Raw genomic sequence first — 16,172 nt, 5'->3', positions numbered from 1 at the left:
GGACGCCGTCGCAGCCGCGTGAATGCGGTGGCCTAGCCGTCCGAGCGCCGGTACAGCTTGGGTGAGGCATTCCGTCCGCTGCCGCTGCGGAGACCGGCCAGCACCTCTGCCATGGCTTCGCGGGACGTTCGCTGCGGCTCCCAGCCCAGCTCGGCACGGGCGCGAGTGACGTCCATGACCGGGCTGCCGGCTGCCATGTCGATCCACCCCGGATCGGTGCGCTGCAGACCGGCGCCCCAGCTCCCGGCGACGATCCAGCGCAGCACGCGCACCGGCAGGCCGATCACCCTGCTCGCGCCGAGGAGGTCGGCGACGCGCTCGGGGTTCAGTTCCGGCTCGGCGGCGATGTTGAAGGCGCCGGACGCGCGGTGCACGATCACCCGCCAGTAGGCGTCGGCGACGTCGTCGGCGTGCACGGCCTGGAACACGAAAGCCTTCGGAATGGGGACCATCGGCAGCGGCACGCCGCCCAGCAGGATCTTCGGTACCAGTGGCCCCAGGAAGTACCGGCCGATCTCGCTGCCGGCCTGCTCCTGGAAGATCAGCCCGGGGCGGAGCCGTGCCACCGGGATCTCCGGGTACTCCCGCTCGAAGGTGTCGAGCAGGCGCTCCTGCGCGGCCTTGTGCCGGCTGTAGTGCGAGGACGCGATGCCCTCCGTGGGCCAGGTCTCGTCCTTGCGGGTGTCCTTGTCGGCAGCAGAGTAGGCCCCGACCGACGAGGCGCACACCACCTGCCGCACCCCGGCCGCGCCGGCCGCCGCGAGGACGTTCGCGGTACCGGTCACGTTGGTCCGGTACATCGCTGCCTCGTCGCGGTTGGGCTGGATGGCCCACGCGAGGTGCACGACGGCGTCGACCCCCTCGAACGCACGCGTCAGGGCGTCGCGGCCGTCATCGGTGCCGATGTCGACGGCATGCCAGTCGACGCCGTCGTACGGTTCCGCGGAGGTATCAGGGACGGTGCGGACGATCCCCGTGACGGAGATGATGCCGGCGTTCCCTGGGGCAGTGGGGCCGGAGTGCTGGATTGTCTCGTTGGAGGCGGCGGCACGCTTCAGCCGCGCGAGGACGGCGGTGCCGACGTTGCCGGTGGCGCCGGTGACTGCAATGCGCATGCTTCTACTCCTGGACGTGGAACGGGGAAGGGCACGTGGACGCACCGATTCGGGACTGGACTACTAAGTAAGCTTATGGTGCAGTTGAAGCAGACGTACAGCGCAGCCAGCCGCCTCGGGACCGACCGGGGCCGAACCCGGAGGTCACCGTGAGCAGTAACAGCAAGGTCCGCGAGGGCGCACCGAGCGAAACCTCCAAGAAGGCGCAGAACGCTCCTGACCCGAACGATTCCCGGAAGCCCGACGATCCGAAGGACGTCAAGAAGCCGGCGTGGAAGTACGTGTTCAAGCGGACGGTCAGCGAGTTCGGGAAGGACCAGTGCACCGACCTCGCCGCATCGCTGACCTATTACGCGGTCCTCGCGATCTTCCCCGGCATCATCGCGCTGCTCTCGCTCCTCGGGCTCTTCGGGCAGGCCGAGAACACGACCAATGCCCTGCTCGAGATCGTCCGCGGGTTCACCTCGCAAGACACGGTCAACACCATCCGGCCGCAGATCCTTGCCCTCGCTTCGAATGAAGCTGCTGGTCTCGGCTTCGTCATCGGTCTGCTGGGTGCCATCTTCTCCGCCTCCGGCTATGTGCTCGCTTTCTCCCGCGCCATGAACCGTGTGTACGAGGTGGAGGAGGGCCGCGGTCTCCTCAAGCTGCGCCCGCAGGTGCTGCTCATCACCATCGTGGTGCTCCTGCTGATCGTCCTCATGGGCCTCATGCTCGTGCTGTCCGGCCCCGTGGCCGAGGCGGTCGGCAACACCATCGGGCTCGGTGGCACCGCGCTGACCATCTGGAACATCGCCAAGTGGCCCGTCATCGTGTTCTTCGCGGTCCTCATGATCGCCGTCCTCTACTACGGATCGCCTAACATCAAGCAGCCCAAGTTCCGCTGGATGAGCCTCGGTGGCCTCATCGCGCTGATCGTTTTGGCGATCACCACGGCCGGGTTCTCGTTCTACGTCTCCAACTTCGGCAGCTACAACGCCACCTACGGAGCCATCGCGGGTGTCATCGTGTTCCTGCTGTGGCTCTGGCTCGCGAACCTCTCGCTGCTGTTCGGCGTCGAGTTCGACGCCGAGATGGAGCGTGGCCGCCAGCTGCAGGGTGGAATCGAGGCGGAGGAGACCATCCAGCTCCCGCCGCGCGACACCAAGGCCGCGGACAAGAAGCAGGAGAAGAAGATCAAGCTGATCCGCGAAGGCCGGGAACTGCGCGAGAAGTACGGTCGCGAATCCAGCCGCAGCTAGGACATCCCCCTTTCCGTCCAGGAGGCCCGGTCGCACTGCGACCGGGCCTCCTGTCCGTCCGCGACCCTAGACTGACGGACATGACCGATACGCAGCAGTCAGAGCAGTCAGACCACAGCACCAAGGGTTCCTATGTGACCGGTGGCAAGGAGTTCACGCGGGACACCCAGTACATCGAGACGCGCATCACGCGCGACGGCGCGGACGGGTACCCGGTGGAGCCCGGGCGCTATCGGCTCGTCGCGGCCCGTGCCTGCCCGTGGGCCAACCGCACCATCATCGTCCGGAGGCTCCTCGGCCTCGAGGACGCCATCTCCCTCGGCACGCCCGGCCCCACGCATGACAGCCGGTCCTGGACCTTCGACCTCGACCCCGACGGCCGTGACCCCGTGCTCGGGATCGAGCGGTTGCAGGAGGCGTTCTTCAAGCGCGACCCGAACTACTCACGCGGCATCACCGTGCCGGCGATCGTCGACACCACCACGGGCGCCGTGGTCACCAACAACTTCCCCCAGATCACGCTCGACTTCTCGAGCGAGTGGAGCGAGTACCACCGCGACGGCGCTCCGGACCTCTACCCCGAGCACCTCCGCGAGGAGATCGACACCGTCAACAAGCGCGTTTTCACGGAGGTCAACAACGGGGTGTACCGCTGCGGCTTCGCCGGCTCGCAGGAGGCGTACGAGGCCGCCTACGACCGCCTCTTCACGGCACTCGACTGGCTCGAGGAGCGCCTGACCGGTCAGCGCTTCCTGGTCGGGGACACCATCACCGAGGCCGACGTCCGGCTCTTCACGACGCTGGTCCGCTTCGATCCCGTGTACCACGGGCACTTCAAGTGCAACAGGAACAAGCTCAGCGAGATGCCTGCCCTGTGGGGCTACGCTCGCGACCTCTTCCAGACGCCCGGCTTCGGCGACACGGTGGACTTCGAGCAGATCAAGCAGCACTACTACATCGTCCACGAGGACATCAATCCCACCGGGATCGTCCCCAAGGGTCCTGACCTCTCCGGGTGGACCTCCGCCCACGGACGCGAGTCCCTGGGTGGCCGCCCGTTCGGCGACGGCACGCCGCCCGCAGCAGCGTAGGCCGGCCGCGGGGTCACGGTGGGTCTCGCCGTCGGCCGGGGGAGTGGCCAATTAGGCAACGGGAGCGTTTCCTAATGCGGGGAAGCCTAGGCTAGCCTTACTTCAGAGAAGATCGTCCGTCTGAGGGAGGCTCCATGGCAGTCCAGGCCTCCTCCGTGCCGTTGCCGGAGACGATCGACCCCGGGCGTCGCCGGTCGACGACGCCCGCCATGCTCCTCCGCCTGACCCTCGCCGCTCTCGTCCTTGCGGCGCTCTGCGTCGCCTCGCTCACCATCGGGGCGAGGAGCGTCGCCCCGGGCACCATGATCAGCGCCCTCACGGCGTTCGACCCCGCGAACGGTGACCACGCGGTGGTGCTCTCCCGCATCCCGCGCACCGTGGTGGGGCTGCTGGTCGGGGCTGCACTGGCCGCCGCGGGCGCCGCACTGCAGGGCATCGCGCGGAACCCCCTCGCCGATTCCGGGATCCTCGGCATCAACGCGGGCGCCGCTCTCGCGGTGGTGGTGGGCATCTACCTGTTCGGCGTGAACGGCGCCTCCGGCTACCTCTGGTTCGCCTTCGCGGGTGCCGGTGCCGCCGCCGTCCTCGTCTATGCCGTGGCGAGCCTGGGCCGCGAAGGCGCGACGCCGGTCAAGCTCGCCCTCGCGGGCGCGGCCCTCGCGGCCGGTCTCGCCAGCCTGACCAACGCCGTGCTCGTCTCGAGCCAGGAGACGCTCGACGCGTTCCGGTTCTGGCAGGTCGGCACGCTCGCGGGCCGCGGCTGGGACGTCATCGGCGCCGTCGCGCCCTTCCTCCTGGCCGGGCTGGTCCTGACCCTGGGTACCGGCAGGGTGCTCAACAGCCTCGCTCTCGGCGACGACATCGCGCGGGGGCTCGGGCAGAACGTGAACGTCGCTCGCGGGATCACGGGCCTCGGCGTCGTGATCCTGTGCGGTGCCGCCACGGCGGCGGCGGGGCCCATCGCGTTCGTGGGGCTCGTGATACCGCACATGGTGAGGCTCGTGGTCGGGCCGGACTACCGGTGGATCCTGCCGTTCTCCGCACTCCTCGGGCCCGTGCTGCTCCTCGGCGCGGACATCGTGGGGCGTGTGATCCTGCCACCGGGCGAAGTGCAGGTGGGCATCATGACCGCCGTCATCGGCGCTCCCTTCTTCGTCTGGCTCGTGCGCCGGCGCCGGATGGCCCAGCTGTGAGCACCGCCCTCCACCGCGTCCCCGCCGCGCCGGCTCCCGATGGCGCCCCTGAGGCGCCGGCGCTCCCTGCCGCGCGGCTGTCCGCCATCCGCTCGCGCCGTCGTCGGTCCACCGCCACGCGCATGGGCGCCGCCGCGGCGCTCATCGTGGTGCTGTTCGCCGTCGCCGTGCTGCTCGGGTCCTACACCGTCACCATCCCGGACTTCTTCCGCATCCTCGGCGGTGCGGACATCCCCGGTGCCTCGTTCATCGTGCTCGAGAACAAGCTGCCGCGCGCCGTGATCGGCGTGCTGATCGGTGCGGCGTTCGGGATCGCCGGCGCCGTCTTCCAGACCATGCTCCGCAACCCGCTGGCGAGCCCGGACATCATCGGCATCAGCTACGGGGCCAGCGCCTCGGCCGTGACGGCGATCGTGCTCTTCGGGGCGGCCGGAGCAGCGGTGTCGGTCTCCGCCCTGGTCGGCGCGCTGGTGGTCGCAGGTGCCATCTACCTGATCTCGCGGCGCGGAGGAGTGGCCGGCTACCGCCTGATCCTCGTGGGGATCGGCTCCGCGGCGGTGATGCACGCGCTGGTGAGTTTCCTCATCACGCGCACCGACCTCCGCACCGCCTCCGAGGCCGTCCTATGGCTCAGCGGTTCGCTCAACTCGAGCTCCTGGGACCGCGTCACGGTCCTGGTGCTCTTCCTCCTGGTGCTGCTCCCGGCCATCGCGGTGCTCTCCCGCAGCCTGCGGGGGCTGGAGCTCGGTGACGACACCGCCTCCGGGCTCGGCCTGCGCGTCGAGGCCGCGCGGCTCGGGCTGATGGTCACGGCCGTGGCCCTTGCCGCCGTGGCGACCGCCGCGGCCGGCCCCGTGGCGTCCGTCGCCTTCCTGTCGGGTCCCATCGCCCGGCGTCTGCTCGGCAACCGGCCGTCCCTCACCATGGCAGCGCTCGTGGGGTGCGTGATCGTCCTCGCGGCCGATTTCGTGGCCGCCAACCTCGTTCCGGGCACGGCCCTTCCCGTCGGGATCGTCACCGGCGCCCTCGGCGCCCCGTTCCTGCTGTGGCTGCTCGCCACCGCCAACCGCTCCGGACAGGGAGGCTGACCGTGACCACCACCGAGCAGCGTGCGGACGGCGCGACGGCTGACACCCTCGCCGCCGAGGCGATCACCCTCGCGTACGACGAACGGACCGTTGTCGACGGACTCACCGTGACCCTGCCCGCGGGGAAGATGACGGTGATCGTCGGGGCGAACGCCTGCGGGAAGTCCACCCTCCTGCGCGGACTCGCACGGCTCCTGAAGCCCGCGCAGGGCACGGTGATCCTCAACGGCACGGACATCCACCAGCAGTCCACGAAGTCCGTGGCGCGGGTGCTCGGCCTCCTGCCGCAGACGCCCGTGGCGCCGGACGGCATCAGCGTGGCCGATCTCGTGGGGCGCGGCAGGTACCCGCACCAGGGCTGGTTCCGGCAGTGGACGCCGAAGGACGACGCCGCCGTGGCCGACGCACTGGAGGCCACCGACACCCTGGAGCTCGCCGACCGCAGCGTGGACGAGCTCAGCGGAGGGCAGCGCCAGCGGGTCTGGATCGCCATGGCCCTCGCCCAGCAGACCGGCATCCTGCTGCTGGACGAGCCGACCACCTTCCTGGACGTCACCCATCAGATCGAGGTGCTCGACCTCATCACCGATCTCAACCGCCGCGCCGGCACCACCGTGGTCATGGTGCTGCACGATCTCAACCTCGCCGCGCGGTACGCGGACCACCTCATCGCCATGCGCGACGGCAGGATCGTCGCGGAGGGTCCGCCGGCCGCCGTGGTCACCGAGGAGATCGTGTCCGGGGTCTTCACCCTCGACTGCCGCATCATCCAGGACCCCGTGTCCGCGACGCCCATGGTGGTCCCGGTCGGGCGCCACCACGGTGCCCGGGACCACGAGAGCAACGAGAAACACGAGAGCCACGGAGCACCTGCGCCACCGCAGGCCGGCTACCGACCCAACCCGCACGACTCCGTTCCCACCCCTGTGGAGGCAGCATCATGACCGACGTGACCGAGCGAACCGCACGGCGTACTGCCGCGGACACCGAACCGATGGTGCTGGCGTTCGACGTCGCCGTCACCCGCGTGCGCGACCTCAGCCCGAACTTCCGCCGGATCACCTTCGGCGGGGCGTGCCTGAAGGGTTTCGGAGTGGCCGGGGACAGCCTCGACCTCCGGATCAAGATCATCATCCCCTCGGCCGGACGCCCGTGCCCGGACATCGCGGGCGTGATGGCGAGCGGTGACAGCGCGAGCTGGTACCAGTCCTGGCTCGCCATGGAGGCCGAGGAGCGCGGATCCATGCGCACCTACACGGTGCGGGCCTCGCGCTGCGACGGCGCGGTCCCGGAGATCGACGTCGACTTCGTGATGCACCTCGACGCCGAGGGCCGCGGCGGCCCCGCTGCCGAGTGGGCCGCGGCGAGCCGCCCTGGTGACCGCGTGTGCGTGATCGGGCCCAACGCCGCAGCAGCGCAGTGCCTGACGGCCGGCGCCTACGGGGGCATCGAGTGGAGCCCCGGCCTCGCCCAGCACGTGCTCCTCGCCGGCGACGAGACCGCGGTGCCCGCGATCGGTGCGATCCTCGAGTCGCTGCCCGCGGACGTCGGCGGGCACGCGTTCCTGGAGGTGCCCACCGCTGCGGACGTGCAGGAGCTGCACACGCCGTCGTCCGTGACCGTCACCTGGCTCCCGCGCGACGGCAAGCCGCACGGTGAACCGCTCGAGGCCGCCGTACGCGACGCCGTCCGGGTGCCGGGCTGGGTCTCCCTCGCCGGATCCGGGGATGCACGGGGCGGCAGCGAGCCGGAGGACGTGGACGTGGACCGCACCATCCTGTGGGAGACCCCGCAGCTGCTCGAGACGGCGATCGTCCAGTCGACCATCAACCCCGACCGCCCGCCGGGCACCCAGCCGTTCTACGCGTGGATCGCGGGAGAAGCGGCTGTGGTGCGCGGTCTCCGCCGCTACCTGGTGCGCGATGTCGGCGTGGACCGCAAGCAGGTGGCCTTCATGGGGTATTGGCGGAAGGGCCGGGCGGAACTGACCTGAGGGTGGTGCGCACCTCAATTTTTCCAACGGCTTTCCGCAGGATTCCGCAGTATCCCACTGATTGTTCACAGCGTGTATAACGGAATTGTAACTACGGGTTTCCTCCCCTACAGTGTGAGCAGCAAAGCCCGAAGACGTGATCCAGGTCCGTACGCCCAACCCTGTCAGCGGACCGCCTGACCAACTCGTGACAGGGGCGGAGGACCCACGATCACGGCGGCGCAGGCCGCCTCGGGGTGAAGCCCTCCCACAGTGCTCGTGGTGCGCTGCCGTATCCGGCAGGTCCGCACCGGAGCCTGGCAGGGGGCCGAGTCGACTCTTGCTCGAACCCGACAGCTGACTCCGCCGGCGTCCCCAGAGAGGTAAGCAGTTGACCCAGACGGTTACGTCCGGGCGCCGTCGTGCGCCCGTCGCTCGCGTGCACCAGCAGCACCCCGTCCTGCTCGGGTCCGACTGCCACACGCTGCCCAGCCGCCGCTCCCTGAGGGCCACTGCGATCGGCGAGGCGCGTGGAGAGGTCCCGGAGCGACGCTCGATCGACGATGCGCTCCACCCGATCGGCGTCGCGCCAGCGGATGTGTCCGCAACCCCGGTGGCCCCGGTGGCGCCCGTCGCGCCTCTCCCGCTCGCCGCACCCGCCGCCGGTGCCGCCCGTGCCGTTCGTCCGGCGTCAGGTCGCCGCGCCGCCGTCGTCGGTACCCCCGAGCCGGACACTGCCACCGCAGGCGCTCCCGCGGTGGAGGTTCCCGCACAGCAATTCCCCACGCGTCGGGAACTGCGGGGCCGATCCGACGCCGCGACCACCCACCCTGCCCCAGCTGTTCCGCTCGAGGCCGTTCACGCCGAGCAACCCCACGCCCTGTTCACAACGTCCCCTGCCGGCGCGGAGATGCCGGACGAACCGACGCCGAGCCGCCGGGAGCGCCGCTCCCACAGCCGTCCGCACGGCGCGCGGGCACGCCGGAACGGGACTCGGAACCGCTCCGGTCTGGCACGTCTCCGCGACCAGTCCGCGACGGCCGGCATGGTGCTCGCCTCGGCCGGGCTGCTCATGGGTACGGTCGCGCCGTCAACCACCGCGGCAGCACCGACCGCCGCGCAGCCGGACGCCGTCGTCACCGCCGGTGCGGCCGCCCCGGCAGTGACCGCGCCCTCCGGGGCGGAGGTGGCCTTCCGCCTGGAGAGTGCGGGCCCGGCGACCGACGGCATCGCCCCGAGCATCGCGAGTGCGCGTGCCCTCTCGGCGTCGGTCTCGCCCGTGGTCCAGGAGCGGGAGGCCTTCGCCGTGCCCGTCGCCGAGGGGACCGTCGCCTCCACCTTCGGGCACCGGGTCAATCCCATGGGCGGTTACGGCACGGAACTCCACACCGGGCTCGACTACGCCAGCGCGTGCGGCACCCCCGTCACCGCGGCCGACGACGGCACGGTGGTCGAGGCGGGATGGCACGCCTACGGCGGCGGGCAGCGGATCGTCGTGGACCACGGTGACGGCATGCAGACCACTTACAACCACCTCAGCGTCATCGACGTCGCGCAGGGAGCGGCCGTGAGCCGCGGTGGTGCGCTCGGTGCGGTCGGCAGCACGGGCAACTCCACCGGGTGCCACCTGCACTTCGAGGTCATGGTCGGCGACGAGAAGGTGGACCCGCAGCCCTGGCTCTAGCCCTCGAGCGCGGGAGCGGCGGCCGAGATGTTCGAGATGGCGCGCCACATCAGGGCCAGCGTGATCGCCGAGCCGGCGAAGGCGAACCACCACGGCCCGGTGAGCCCCCACACCTGGGCGATGAGCCCGCCGAGCAGCTGCCCGATCACGAGCCCGCCGAACACGCCGACCAGGTTCACCGAGCCGATCCGCCCCTGGAGCGGCATCGGGACAAGACGCTGCCGCACGGTCGTCGAGATGGTGGTCCAGATGAAGGCGTAGACGCCGAAGCCGAACATGATCACGTACGCGACGGCGGCCGACGTCGTGAGGGCGAAGGCCAGGTGCATCACCACCTCGAGGCTGAGGCACACGCGCATGAGCGTGGCCAGGCGCACCCGGCGCTCGAGCCAGCCGAAGGAGCTGACGCCCACGAGCCCGCCGAGGGCGGCCGAGGTGGCGAGCAGGCCGTAGCCGACGGCGGTGAGGCCCAGGTAGTCGGTGGCATAGAGCACGAGGACGCTCCACGGAGCAGCCCACGTGACATTGAAGATCAGGATGATGAGGATCAGGGTCCGCACGGGCGCGTTGCCGCGGAGCCAGGCGAGGCCCTCGCGGATGGGACGGGGGCGGGCGCCCTCGACGAGGGCCGAAGGTTCCTGCTGCGGACGGGGTGTCCGCGCCATCCGGGCCACGAGGACGACCGCGAGGCTCACGCAGAGGACCTGCACCGTGAACGGCCAGAACGAGCCGATCGCGAAGAGGAAGGCGCCGAGCGGTGGCCCGACGAGCTGGTTGGCCACCAGATACCCGGCCTGCATGCGGGCATTGCCGGGTCCGAGGTCTGCCGACGGGACCGTCATGGGAAGCAGCGTGCTGCCTGCCGTGTCCGCGAACACCTCCGCGGTGCCGTAGAGGAACGCCGAGACCAGCACCACCCAGATACTCACCTGGCCGGTCACGAGCACCGCCACGAGGCCCGTGACGATCACGGCCCGCACCCCGTTGGCGAGCATGACGAGACGACGGCGGTCATGGTGATCCGCGACGGATCCCGCCACGAGCCCGAACAGGAGCCACGGGAGGATCTGCATCATGGCGCCGGCGGCGACGAGGAACGGCGACGACGTCACCGAGGCGATCAGCAGGGGAGCCGCCGAGAGCGCGATGCCGTCACCGACGTTGCTGGTCCAGGTGGAGGCGAGCAGCCACCGGAAGCTGCCACCGAGCCGACGCGGAGCGATCAGTTCGCCGAGCGAGGGCATTCGTCTCCTGACGGGAATCGGGGCCGGGGCGGGGCCCCGGTTCTCACCCGTCAGGGTAGCGGGTCGCTGACCACCGCGGGGTCCTTGTACCCGAGGGGCATCCGCAGGCGTAGGGCGTCTGGCTTGACCTCGAACGCCATGTGCGTCGCCTTGCCCAGCGGGTCGCCGTCGAGCTGCACCTCCAGCGGCTCGCGGAGGGTCACCTCCGCGGTACGGCACTGGAAGTACTCGAGCGAGGGGTCCTTGCCCTTCCCGCGGGACACCAGCTTGCCGACCACCGCGAGCCAGCCCAGCTTGCCCTTCGGGGCCACGGTCATGATGTCCATCAGTCCGTCGTCGATCCTCGCGCCCGGGAAGATCTCGAGGCCGCCCATGATCTTGCCGCAGTTCCCGCCCATCACGCTGCGCAGGCGCCGCTCGAACGGCTTGCCGCCGTCGATCGAGATGCTGCTCCGCGTGGGCTTCCCGGGGAGGTTCCGCAGCCCGGCGTCCACGTAGGCGAGCCAGCCCACCTTGTCCTTCAGGTCGTCCCGGGTGTCGGACATGATCGCGGCGTCGAACCCGACGCCGGCCATCACGAGGAACACCGACGCGTCCTGGGCGCGGTCCACGGTCACGTGCACCACGTCGATCCGTCGCTCCGTGCCGCGGAAGGCGGCCTCGACGGCGGCTCCGGGATCATCGACGGCGATGTCGAGGTTCCGGGCAAGGAGATTGCCGGTGCCCAGCGGCACGAGCGCCATCATGGTGTTCGTCCCGGCGAGTTCCTCGGCCACGCACCGGACGGTGCCGTCGCCACCGGCTGCGATGACCAGATCCACGCCGGCCTCGAGTGCCTCGCGCGCCTGACCGTGTCCGGGATCATCCGCCGTCGTCTCGATGATCAGGGGTGCCTCCCAGCCGTCCTCCGCGGAGATCCGCGTTACGGCGTCCTGCACGTCGGAGCCGGTGGCCTTGATCGGGTTGATGATCAGCGCGGCGCGGCGCGTGCTGCCCGACCCGGCGGGTTCGGCGGTGTCCGGGTCCGGAGCGGCGTGGGGTGATGCATCGACGGGCATGGCGTCCTTCGGGCGGTGACGGGCTGGAGTTGAGCTGCGACGGTCGGTGACGGGCTCCGGCGGAGGCCGTGGCCCGTCACGAGCGGCTCCGACGAAGCTTATCCCGCGCCATGAGGAGGGCGAGGGTAATCTTTGGACGTGATGAACACCTCGCGCTACGTGGCCCTCGGAGACTCCTTCACGGAGGGGGTGGGCGACTGGGATCCGGAGTCACCCAACGGCGTCCGTGGCTGGGCCGACCGCGTCGCCGAGCAGCTGATCCTGGCCGACCCGTCCTGGACCTACGCCAACCTGGCCATCCGCGGCCGCACGATGCGCGGCATCCTCGACGAGCAGATCGACGCGGCGCTCGCGCTGCAACCCTCGCTCGTGACCATCTACGCGGGCGCGAATGACATCCTGCGGCCGCGTATCGACATCGACGGCCTCATGAGTGAGTACGACGCCGGCATCGGCCGGCTGCGCGCGGGCGGTGCGGAGGTGGTCCTCTTCACGGGCTTCGACGCGTCCGGGTCCGCGGTGTTCGGCACCACGCGCGGCCGCACGGCCATCTACAACGAGTGGGTGCGGGAGATCGCGGACGGGCACGGGGCAACGCTGGTGGACTACTGGCGCCTGAGGGAGTTCCAGGACTGGGGTTACTGGGACGTGGACCGGATGCACATGTCCACGGCCGGGCACACGCTCATGGCGGTCCGGGTGCTGGAGGCGCTGAAGGCCTCGCACCGGATCGACGTCCCCGGACTCGACGCCCGCCCCTCCCTCACGCGGCTCGAGCAGGTACGCGCTGACGCCCAGTGGGCGCGGGAGTACCTGACGCCCTGGGTGGGGCGGCGCCTGCGGAAGGTCTCCTCGGGTGACACCCTCACCGCGCGGTACCCGACGCCGACCCACCCGCTCCGGGCCGTCGTCGAGCACTGACGGGACCCTCTCCACGGAGGCCGCGCGAGGGCGGTCCGTGACGCCGGGGCAAGGGCGCGGAAGGACCCGTCGGGGCCGGGAGCGCGTCCGGGCGCTGTGCCAGAATGAACGGATGGCGGCGCCCTGGCTCACACCCGACGAACGGCGCGCCTGGCTGGCGCTCCAGGCCGTGACCTCGCTCCTGCCCGCGACCCTCGACGCGCAGCTCTTCCGCGAGGCGCGGATCACCCTGTTCGACTACCACGTGCTCGCCATGCTCTCGGAATCGCACGGCTCGTCGCTGCCGATGAGCGAGCTGGCCGCTCGGTCCACGGCGTCGCTCTCGAGACTCAGTCATGTGGTGAAGAAGCTCGAGGGCCGGGGGTGGGTGGCCCGGCTGCCGTCCGCGTCGGACGGTCGCGTGACCACCGCGTCCCTGACACCAGCGGGATCCGAGATGCTCGCGGAACTCGCCGCCTCGCACGTGGAGCAGGTCCGCGCGTCGGTGTTCGATCCCCTCGACGCCGAGGACGTCGCGGATCTGGAGCGGATCGGCCGGAAGATCCTGCGCCGGCTCGACGGTACGCACTGGATCCTCGCCGAGTGTGCGCCGGGCACGCCCGGTGACGCGGAGGATCCCGGGTCCGAGCTCGATGACGCAGGAACATCAGCGTCCGTCCGGCAGGACGCCCGAGGAATGAGGACCGCATGAGCCCCTCCGCCGGCTCCCGGCACCCCGCACATCCGCGCATCCTGGCGATCGTGCTCGCCGGGGGAGCCGGCGGCCGCCTCGGGGTCCTGACCGATCACCGCGCCAAGCCGGCCATGCCGCTCGGCGGGAGCTTCCGCCTGATCGACGTGGCGCTGTCCAACCTCCACCACAGCGGCATCTCGGACGTGTGGGTGATGGAGCAGTACCAGCCGAAGACCATCAACGACCATCTCCGCAACGGCCGGCCCTGGGATCTCGACCGGACGCGCGGCGGCCTGCTGGTGCTCCCGCCCTTCAGCGGACACGAGGGGGAGGGCTTCGCCGAGGGCAACGCGGACGGCCTGCTGCGCCAGGCGGCCTTCATCCGCGACTTCGCACCGGACCTGGTGCTCGTGCTGAGCTCCGACCACCTGTACCGGCTGGACTACCGCGACGTCGTCGCGACGCACCGCGAGGCGGGCGCCGAACTCTCCATGGTCACGGTCGACTTCGCGGGCGACGCCTCAGCCCACGGCGTGGTGGAGGTGGACGACGGCGGCACGGTCACCGGCTTCGCCTATAAGCCGGAGGAGCCGAGGACCTCCCTCGTCACGGCCGAGGTGTTCCTCTACTCGGCCGACGCCCTCCTCGACGCGCTGGACACACTCCAGGACGACCACGAGGACCTCGGCGACTACGGCCACCACCTCGTGCCCTACTTCGTGGAGCGCGGGAACGTGGCGGAGCACCGGCTGACCACCTACTGGCGTGATCTCGGCACACCCGTGAACTACCTCCGCGCCCACCTCGACCTGCTGGACGGCGAGGGCCTCGACCTCGGCGACCCGCAGTGGCCCATCCTCACCGAGCCGCCGCAGCTCGCGCCCGCGTTCATCGCCGAGGGCGCCAGCATCGCGTCCTCGCTGATCGCCCCGGGTGCCACCATCCGCGGAACGGTCCGGCGGAGCGTGATCGGCGCCGGCGTCACGGTGGAGGCCGGCGCCGTCGTCGAGCACTCGGTGCTGCTCAACCGCGTGACGGTGCGCGAGGGGGCCACGGTCCGCCACGCGATCGTGGATTCGGACGCGGAGGTGTCCGGCGAACGGATCGGTGCGGGGCCGGAGGATCCGATGCTCGTGGACCGCGACGGCACGCCCGCCGACTGACCCCACGCCCCTCGTCCAACCTCTCGCCGTTCCGCCTCCGTTCCATCGCCGAGTCCTCCCGGCGGCCCCTTTCCCGGGGCGGTGCGGGAGCCGCCCGAGGGGCGTGATCACGGGCGGGGCCGAGCCGATCGGAGTGGTGCCGGATCAGGTTTGGCGAGGCCGGATCCGGTCGGTAGTATGGTAAGGCGTTTGGCCGTGGCTGGTGCTGTGTCGTCCTCGACACGGGATCGGCCCGACTACCCGCGACTACCTGGAATCCCAGGCGCAGCCGGCCGAGAGGCCGCGCGTGCCTGGTCTTCACCGTCTTCCCCGCGGCGAGGCGCTTCGGCAGGCTCTCACCCTGCCAGGTCAACCTCCGGAAAGCTGCAGTAATAACGGTGTCATTACTGGTGGCGGGACGCTCCACAAGTGATTCCGTCACGTTCATCTAATCTGGAGGAGAGTTATGGCAGCCCACTGCCAAGTGACCGGAGCCGAGCCCGGCTTTGGACACAGCATTTCGCACTCGCACCGCCGCAACAAGCGTCGGTTCGACCCCAACATTCAGAAGAAGCGCTACTACGTGCCTTCCCTCCGCCGTAACGTCACGCTGCAGGTCTCGGCCCGCGGCATCAAGACGATCGACGTGCGCGGCATCGATGCGGTCGTCGCGTCGATCCTCGCGAGGGGAGTGAAGCTCTAGTGGCGAAGGACAAGGACGTACGTCCGATCATCAAGCTGAAGTCCACTGCCGGCACGGGCTACACCTACGTGACGCGCAAGAACCGTCGTAACGATCCGGACCGCATGGTCCTCATGAAGTACGACCCCAAGATCCGCAAGCACGTCGAATTCCGAGAGGAGCGCTAGGCATGGCCAAGAAGTCGAAGATTGCTCGCAACGAGCAGCGCAAGGTCATCGTGGAGCGCTACGCCGCAAAGCGCCTCGAGCTGAAGAAGACCCTCGTGGACGAGAACGCCACCGACGAAGCTCGCGAAGCCGCACGCCTCGGCCTGCAGAAGCTTCCCCGCAACGCGTCGCCGGTCCGTCTGCGTAACCGCGACCAGATCGACGGGCGCCCCCGTGGCACGCTCCAAAAGTTCGGTATCTCGCGTATCCGCTTCCGCGACATGGCGCACCGGGGCGAGCTGCCCGGTGTGACCAAGTCCAGCTGGTAACACTGCAGTGACCACCGCTTCGAAAGCGGTGGTGGAGAAGCCGGTGGCCCTCGGGTCGCCGGCTTCTCCGTTTGTGCGCCGAGGTCCTTCCACACGGCTCGAAAAGGCCGTACATCGGGCCGCTCCGGGCCGGAAAGGCCTGTAAACACGCGGAATCACGCGGCGAAGCTGGTAGGTTTTCGGACAGAGGTTCTTCCATGACCGTGAAGAGCTCGTTCCCAACAGCAACGTCCAGGAGGACCGAAAGTGGCCAAGAACCGTAGTGAGCTTGTTGCAGAGGTAGCAGCGAAGGCAGACACCAGCCAGGCTGCCGTCAACGGCGTCCTCGACGCCCTGTTCGACGTCTTCGCAGAGTCCATCGCCAAGGACGAGAAGATCACCATCCCCGGATGGCTCGCCGTCGAGCGCACCAGCCGCGCCGCCCGCACGGGCCGCAACCCCCAGACCGGCGAGACCATCCAGATCGCCGCGGGCCACAGCGTCAAGCTGACCGCGGGCTCCAAGCTCAAGGCCTCCGCGAAGTAGGCCCCACACGCTGTGACCGAAGGACCGCTGCCAGGACGGCAGCGGTC

At 70.1% G+C, this 16,172-nt stretch carries 16 protein-coding genes, 1 pseudogene and 1 riboswitch; of the genes and pseudogenes, 14 read left to right on the top strand and 3 right to left on the bottom strand.

The genetic code is table 11. From position 1 onward, the window contains the following. Positions 1 to 32: 32 nt before the first annotated feature. On the bottom strand, positions 33 to 1,115 hold the full coding sequence (locus AC4D16_RS07895) for an NAD-dependent epimerase/dehydratase family protein (RefSeq protein ID WP_490954529.1): 1,083 nt from the start codon (positions 1,113 to 1,115) through the stop codon (positions 33 to 35). 149 nt (positions 1,116 to 1,264) lie between these two features. Here AC4D16_RS07895 and AC4D16_RS07890 point away from each other — a divergent pair, with 149 nt between their 5' ends. From AC4D16_RS07890 to AC4D16_RS07860, 7 genes are all read left to right on the top strand, one after another. Next, positions 1,265 to 2,356 (top strand): YihY/virulence factor BrkB family protein, encoded by a 1,092-nt coding sequence (locus tag AC4D16_RS07890; RefSeq protein WP_490954528.1) that lies wholly within the window; start codon positions 1,265 to 1,267, stop codon positions 2,354 to 2,356. Positions 2,357 to 2,436: 80 nt separating this feature from the next. After that, complete coding sequence (locus AC4D16_RS07885) at positions 2,437 to 3,447, top strand: glutathione S-transferase family protein (protein ID WP_490954527.1); 1,011 nt, start codon at positions 2,437 to 2,439, stop codon at positions 3,445 to 3,447. Positions 3,448 to 3,581: 134 nt separating this feature from the next. Continuing rightward, complete coding sequence (locus AC4D16_RS07880) at positions 3,582 to 4,640, top strand: FecCD family ABC transporter permease (RefSeq protein ID WP_490954526.1); 1,059 nt, start codon at positions 3,582 to 3,584, stop codon at positions 4,638 to 4,640. Positions 4,641 to 4,762: 122 nt separating this feature from the next. Further along, a complete protein-coding gene (locus AC4D16_RS07875) occupies positions 4,763 to 5,728 on the top strand; it encodes a FecCD family ABC transporter permease (RefSeq protein ID WP_490954687.1) in 966 nt (321 codons plus the stop codon). A 2-nt stretch (positions 5,729 to 5,730) separates the two neighbouring features. Next, entirely contained in the window at positions 5,731 to 6,672 is a 942-nt protein-coding gene (locus AC4D16_RS07870; RefSeq protein ID WP_490954525.1) for an ABC transporter ATP-binding protein, read from the top strand. Next, the gene (locus tag AC4D16_RS07865; protein ID WP_490954524.1) at positions 6,669 to 7,721 is read left to right on the top strand and encodes a siderophore-interacting protein; all 1,053 of its coding nucleotides are present in this window, start codon (positions 6,669 to 6,671) and stop codon (positions 7,719 to 7,721) included. The genes AC4D16_RS07870 and AC4D16_RS07865 overlap by 4 nt, the downstream gene beginning before the upstream one ends. 163 nt (positions 7,722 to 7,884) lie before the next feature. Continuing rightward, positions 7,885 to 8,088: riboswitch (cyclic di-AMP (ydaO/yuaA leader) on the top strand. Between the two features lie 3 nt (positions 8,089 to 8,091). Next, a complete protein-coding gene (locus AC4D16_RS07860; RefSeq protein WP_490954523.1) occupies positions 8,092 to 9,384 on the top strand; it encodes a M23 family metallopeptidase in 1,293 nt (430 codons plus the stop codon). Here the strand turns inward: AC4D16_RS07860 and AC4D16_RS07855 are convergent. Further along, positions 9,381 to 10,628, bottom strand: coding sequence for an MFS transporter (locus AC4D16_RS07855; RefSeq protein ID WP_490954522.1), 1,248 nt, complete (start codon positions 10,626 to 10,628; stop codon positions 9,381 to 9,383). The two genes, AC4D16_RS07860 and AC4D16_RS07855, sit on opposite strands and share 4 nt — an antisense overlap. 50 nt (positions 10,629 to 10,678) lie before the next feature. After that, positions 10,679 to 11,686, bottom strand: a complete 1,008-nt coding sequence (locus tag AC4D16_RS07850) for a diacylglycerol/lipid kinase family protein (protein ID WP_490947942.1) — start codon at positions 11,684 to 11,686, stop codon at positions 10,679 to 10,681. Between the two features lie 141 nt (positions 11,687 to 11,827). Here AC4D16_RS07850 and AC4D16_RS07845 point away from each other — a divergent pair, with 141 nt between their 5' ends. From AC4D16_RS07845 to AC4D16_RS07815, 7 genes and pseudogenes are all read left to right on the top strand, one after another. Further along, on the top strand, positions 11,828 to 12,607 hold the full coding sequence (locus tag AC4D16_RS07845) for an SGNH/GDSL hydrolase family protein (protein WP_490948757.1): 780 nt from the start codon (positions 11,828 to 11,830) through the stop codon (positions 12,605 to 12,607). 112 nt (positions 12,608 to 12,719) lie between these two features. Beyond that, positions 12,720 to 13,190 (top strand): annotated as a pseudogene (locus tag AC4D16_RS07840) (MarR family winged helix-turn-helix transcriptional regulator); the annotation flags it as partial. Positions 13,191 to 13,294: 104 nt separating this feature from the next. Then, positions 13,295 to 14,443, top strand: coding sequence for a glucose-1-phosphate adenylyltransferase family protein (locus AC4D16_RS07835; protein WP_490954521.1), 1,149 nt, complete (start codon positions 13,295 to 13,297; stop codon positions 14,441 to 14,443). Positions 14,444 to 14,888: 445 nt separating this feature from the next. Further along, on the top strand, positions 14,889 to 15,125 hold the full coding sequence (rpmB, locus tag AC4D16_RS07830) for a 50S ribosomal protein L28 (RefSeq protein ID WP_043441573.1): 237 nt from the start codon (positions 14,889 to 14,891) through the stop codon (positions 15,123 to 15,125). Beyond that, positions 15,125 to 15,292 carry a 50S ribosomal protein L33 gene (gene rpmG, locus AC4D16_RS07825; protein WP_019481734.1) on the top strand — a complete coding sequence of 56 codons (168 nt, stop codon included), beginning with the start codon at positions 15,125 to 15,127 and terminating at the stop codon, positions 15,290 to 15,292. The genes rpmB and rpmG overlap by 1 nt, the downstream gene beginning before the upstream one ends. A gap of 2 nt (positions 15,293 to 15,294) precedes the next feature. Next, on the top strand, positions 15,295 to 15,600 hold the full coding sequence (gene rpsN, locus AC4D16_RS07820; protein WP_158502799.1) for a 30S ribosomal protein S14: 306 nt from the start codon (positions 15,295 to 15,297) through the stop codon (positions 15,598 to 15,600). Positions 15,601 to 15,846: 246 nt separating this feature from the next. Next, positions 15,847 to 16,125, top strand: coding sequence for an HU family DNA-binding protein (locus tag AC4D16_RS07815; RefSeq protein ID WP_104181350.1), 279 nt, complete (start codon positions 15,847 to 15,849; stop codon positions 16,123 to 16,125). The last annotated feature ends 47 nt before the right edge of the window (positions 16,126 to 16,172 follow it).

It is taken from the genome of Arthrobacter sp. TJ-236 (genome assembly GCF_058269235.1).
This window is presented reverse-complemented; position numbering and strand designations above follow the sequence as displayed.